The 4,928-nt window shown below is 36.9% G+C and carries 5 protein-coding genes; all 5 read left to right on the plus strand.

Going from position 1 to position 4,928, the window contains the following annotated elements; translation table 11 throughout:
- A partial coding sequence (locus FJ651_RS15555; protein ID WP_140991712.1) for an RHS repeat domain-containing protein occupies window positions 1-1,720 on the plus strand: 1,720 nt, incomplete at its 5' end.
- A 5-nt stretch (window positions 1,721-1,725) separates the two neighbouring features.
- Window positions 1,726-1,953: a hypothetical protein gene (locus tag FJ651_RS15560; protein ID WP_140991713.1), complete on the plus strand. Its 228-nt coding sequence runs from the start codon at window positions 1,726-1,728 to the stop codon at window positions 1,951-1,953.
- A 73-nt stretch (window positions 1,954-2,026) separates the two neighbouring features.
- Window positions 2,027-3,724 (plus strand): RHS repeat domain-containing protein, encoded by a 1,698-nt coding sequence (locus FJ651_RS15565; RefSeq protein WP_140991714.1) that lies wholly within the window; start codon window positions 2,027-2,029, stop codon window positions 3,722-3,724.
- Between the two features lie 42 nt (window positions 3,725-3,766).
- On the plus strand, window positions 3,767-4,144 hold the full coding sequence (locus tag FJ651_RS15570) for a hypothetical protein (protein WP_140991715.1): 378 nt from the start codon (window positions 3,767-3,769) through the stop codon (window positions 4,142-4,144).
- 393 nt (window positions 4,145-4,537) lie between these two features.
- On the plus strand, window positions 4,538-4,928 hold a 391-nt coding region (locus FJ651_RS15575; protein ID WP_140991716.1), incomplete at its 3' end, for a hypothetical protein.

Genomic DNA, 4,928 nt, shown 5'->3' on the forward strand with positions numbered 1-4,928 from the left:
ATTTGCCTTTAAAATAGGCTATAACGAAGGCACCAACCCCTTATACAACGGCAACATTAGTTTAACCCAATGGAGAAGTGCCAATACCGACAACAGTTTAAAAACCTACAGCTACACCTACGATGCATTGAACCGTATTAAAACGGCTATAGACAACACAGGCAATTACAATTTAACAGAGGTGCATTATGACAAAAACGGAAATATTACTAACTTGCAACGGCAGGGACATATCAATGGCGCTGCCACTGTATTTGGAATAATGGATAACCTCACCTACAACTACCAAGCCAACAGTAATAAGCTGATAAAAGTAGCCGACGCTGGCAATACCACTTACGGCTTTAAAGATGGTACCAATCAAACTATTGAATACACTTACGACGCCAATGGTAATATGGTAAAAGACTTAAACAAGGGCATTGTGGGGCCTAGTAATAGCAACGGAATATTGTACAACCATTTGAACTTACCAACCGAGGTTAGATTTGGCAGTGTTAACAAAATTAAATACATTTACGATGCCACCGGTATCAAACTGAGTAAGCAAGTGATTACAAGTGGCCAGCCTGATAGTTATACCTATTACGCAGGTAATTATATATACGCAGGCAGTTCTTTGAAATTCTTTAGTCACCCTGAAGGCTATGTAGAACAGGATGGTACCAATTTTGATTACGTGTATCAATACAAAGACCACTTGGGGAACGTGCGACTGTCCTACTCGGATGCCGATGGGAATGGCTTTATCAACGCATCCACCGAAATCATTGAGGAGAATAATTATTATCCTTTTGGTTTACAGCACAAAGGCTACAACACCAACATCACCTCTACCAACATTGCCCTAAAACGCAAATTTGGCGGTAAAGAATACCAAGACGAGCTGGGCTTAGATTGGTATGATATTACCGCTAGAAACTACGACCCTGCGCTTGGACGTTGGATGAATGTTGACCCCTTAGCAGAAATGATGCGCCGCCACTCACCCTATAACTACGCCTTTAATAACCCCATTTTCTTTATTGACCCGGATGGGATGATGCCAACTGGTCCGGGTGACCCACCTATAAACACAACCTCAATTGCAGTAACGAGAAAAGCATCAAGTATTTGGAATTCTATAAAAACAATAGCCACAAATAGTCCAGTTGAAAATATTTCTTTAGCTAAAAATTCAATTACGAGTACGCTATCAGAAGTTGCAAAAGTGGGATTAGCCTATGTCAATGATGGTTTTTCTGGAGCTGGAAACGTCGTTCTTGATGGTATTGGTGAAAACATCCAAAAAACATCTATAGAAGAGAATATTAGCGTAGCCGATGCAACTAAAGTATGGACTGATGGAGTTATGTTGGATATTACGGCTGGAATAGCTACTGAGGGTTTTCTTCCTGCCATATCAAAAGCAACACAAGCTGCAAAAGGAAAGACTGATGTGTATAGAGCTTGGGGTGGAGATTCTAAACAAGGAGGGTTTTCATGGACGACTGAAAACCCGAAAAATGTTACAAATTTCAGAGATAAAGCAGGTCTTCCTTCTGGAGCAGAAAGTCAATCAGTTAATTCGGCAACTTTTATTACCAAAGGAACTATCAATAATAATGATATAATCCTTAAAAGAAATGCCTTGCCTTTAGATGGCAATAAAGGTGGTCTCCCGGAGATTCTTGTTGATCCAAAAAACGTTCAATACGGACAAACATCACCTAATAATTAATTAATATGAAATATAGGGAAGGAACACTTAACGAAAGATTAGTACTTAATGGAGAATTAAGAAGATTTGAGAAAGCAATAAGAAATAAAGATAAAGATGAATTAATCTCTGTTTTAAAATCTGTAGGAATTGAAAATCCAGATGTAGATTTTATTATGAATCATACCAAATTACGAAAAGAAAATTTGTTTAAAAGAATTTTGAGATTTTTATTTAATCATGACCCCCGATAACGCTTGTTCAATATCATTAAGCTAAGCCAATACCGACAATAGTTTAAAGACCTACAACTACACCCACGATGCATTGAAACGTATTAAAACGGCTATGGACAATTTGGATAGATATAGTTTATCGAATGTTAGCTATGATAAAAACGGTAATATTTTAAGTTTAACAAGAAAGGGTCATATAGTGGCCAACCCGGTGTCGACCAACAGTACACACTTTGATACCATGGACAATCTTACATACACCTACCAAGCCAACAGTAATAAGTTATTAAAAGTATCTGATGCCATAGTCACCCCGAGTGCTGTACAAGGAGAATTTAAAGACGACCACAATCAAACCACACCAGACCCCACAAACGATTACACCTATGATGCCAATGGCAATATGAAGACCGATACCAATAAGGGCATTACCAATATAAATTACAACCATTTAAACCTACCCGTGCAAATTTCGATAAACGGTATGGGACAAACGGGAACAATTACCTATATTTACGATGCAACAGGGGTAAAGATGAGAAAAACGGTCAGTACAGGAGCTACTACAGACTATGCAGGGAACTACATTTATGAGAATGGCACGCTAAAGTTCTTCTCACACCCTGAAGGCTATGTAGAACCTGACGGTACCAACTTTGATTATGTGTATCAATACAAAGATCACTTGGGCAACATCCGGATAAACTATAAAGACATCAGTACCACAAGTACACCAATACTTGAAATCATTGAGGAGAATAATTATTATCCTTTTGGGTTGAAGCATAGAGGGTACAATGAAAATATTTCTGGTAATACTAACAGTTTGGCCCAAAAGTTTAAATACAATGGTATTGAGTTAGAAGAATCACTTGGTGTAAACCTATATGAAATGCCCTTTAGACAATATGATCCGGCAATTGCTAGGTGGACATCTATTGACCCTGTAACACACTTTTCTCAATCCACTTACAATGGCTTTGATAATAATCCAGTATTTTGGGCTGATCCTAGTGGTGCAGATGTTGAACAGATTACGGGAGGTTCAAGATTTACTGGTATTGATGCACAAAATCTTTATACCGATTTAGTAAATTCCATGGGTGGTAGTACTGCATGTGATGATTGCAAAGAAGGAACTACAAGACAGGTTGGAAAGGCAGTATGTGGTTATGGCGAAGGTTGTATTGTTTATGAGACTGAATATTACAATTCGAGAGATGGAAAGTGGCTCAATGAGGCAGATTATTACGAATCTTGGAGAACAACAATAAGAGCTATTGGACAAGGTGCTATAGATGTGTCATTTTTGGATACCTATGAATTGACTGACGAGGTTAAATTAATTTTATACTTATGGGCAGCTCAAGCTTATAATTATTACGGTGGAAAAGTGCCAATAGCATTAGGAAATCTTAATGAAAGCAACATTTTTTTTGATATTTTTGCTTTTAGAGGAGTTTATACTTCACTAACAAGAGGTATTGCAAGAAATGCTACTAAAGATGGACTAAAACCCTTAATGCTTGGTTCTACAGCCAAAGAAGGAGTAAGTAGGGTTAATCCAAAAAACCTCAATGAAGCATTAGCATTGGAAGAAATTATGAATAATCCAACTTTAGGAAGAGTTATGGATAGATTAAAAAAAGGAATGACAGACGACAGATGGCATAAAAAAGATGGTTGGGTTAAAATGTCTTGGAATAATGGAGGTGTTGAAATACACTACCTAGGTCAGTGGAAAAATGGAGTTTTAAAAGCGGTTGATGATTTTAAAATAATTGATTAACTAGGAATGAAAATTAAATGCTTAGAAACAAAAGCAATAGAAATGGACATTTTTTATGATGAATCGTTTCGCTATCAAAACGTGGATTTTAGTGCGTTTGGCTTAATTATTGGTGAGATTTATTTCGTTATGGCAATGTTGTTATTCAAGGATACTAAACATTTATACTATTTGGTTGACATAAATGGAAAACCAAATTGGTTTCCTCATGAATTGTTTGTTGTAGTTGAAAACTCTTTACCCAAAAATTGGTCATTTAAAGTTTTCAATACCGAACCTGATGTAGACATTTATTGTATTTGGGGTTATCATGAATTATGTAATAATGACGAACATTACAATCAATTGATTGAGAGAGAAGATGAAGCCTTGAGTATTTACTTTAAAAACAAAAAAATGATGACGGAAAATTTCTTTTAGAAGTTCGCTAAAATAGAAAAAATACACCTGCCTGCCGTACAACTACATAGTGTGTACTACGTTCAGTTGATGAAAAACAAAATTTGTCTAATTTTATACTAAGAATTTATTAATTTAAGAGATAATCAACCATTACAAATCTCACTACCTCGGATACCTTTTAAATACATACCGTACCTAAAAAGATATGTGCCATAGTCGTTAGCTTAAATTAACGTCATAAATTCAGATCTCAAAGCCACAAAGCTTTTAAATTATCTTTTCCAATCACAAAACCAAGGCAAACCCTTACAAATATAGAGGAAAACCCTTTGATATAAGTCATTGATCTTCTGTAATTTTAAGCGAGGTATTTAATAGGTAAATACCATCGTTTAATTCAATTACAGTTATATGCCAAAATTACTCACCATACCGTTACAATGGATACGTCAAAGCCTATTTATGCTATTACTATTAACAATAAGCATCACCGAAGCCCAAAACCTGCAAGGCCCCACACAGGTAAGTCCGAACAGCACCCACGATTACACTTTTAGTAATGGATTATTAGCAAACCCAACCTGGACGGTAGTTGGAGGCACCGCATTAAGCACTACTATGGTAAAAGGTACAGCGCAATACACTGCCACGGTACAATGGGGCGCAGCAGGCGCAGGGTCAGTAACCTTTAACTCCTTTGGTACACCACTAGAAACACTCAATGTTACTATCACAGGTTCCGGCACCGGAGCCACCCTATTAAGCGACCGCAACTACGTATATACTTTAGTACCCAGAGAAG

Origin of the sequence: Paucihalobacter ruber (assembly GCF_006494535.1) — a bacterium.
Classification (GTDB): Bacteria; Bacteroidota; Bacteroidia; order Flavobacteriales; family Flavobacteriaceae; genus Paucihalobacter; species Paucihalobacter ruber.

What these genes read in the sequence shown, in the direction of transcription:
- FJ651_RS15560 (WP_140991713.1), top strand. Translation starts at nt 1,726, where the DNA reads ATGAAATATAGGGAAGGAACACTTAACGAAAGATTAGTACTTAATGGA.
- FJ651_RS15570 (WP_140991715.1), top strand. Translation starts at nt 3,767, where the DNA reads ATGGACATTTTTTATGATGAATCGTTTCGCTATCAAAACGTGGATTTT.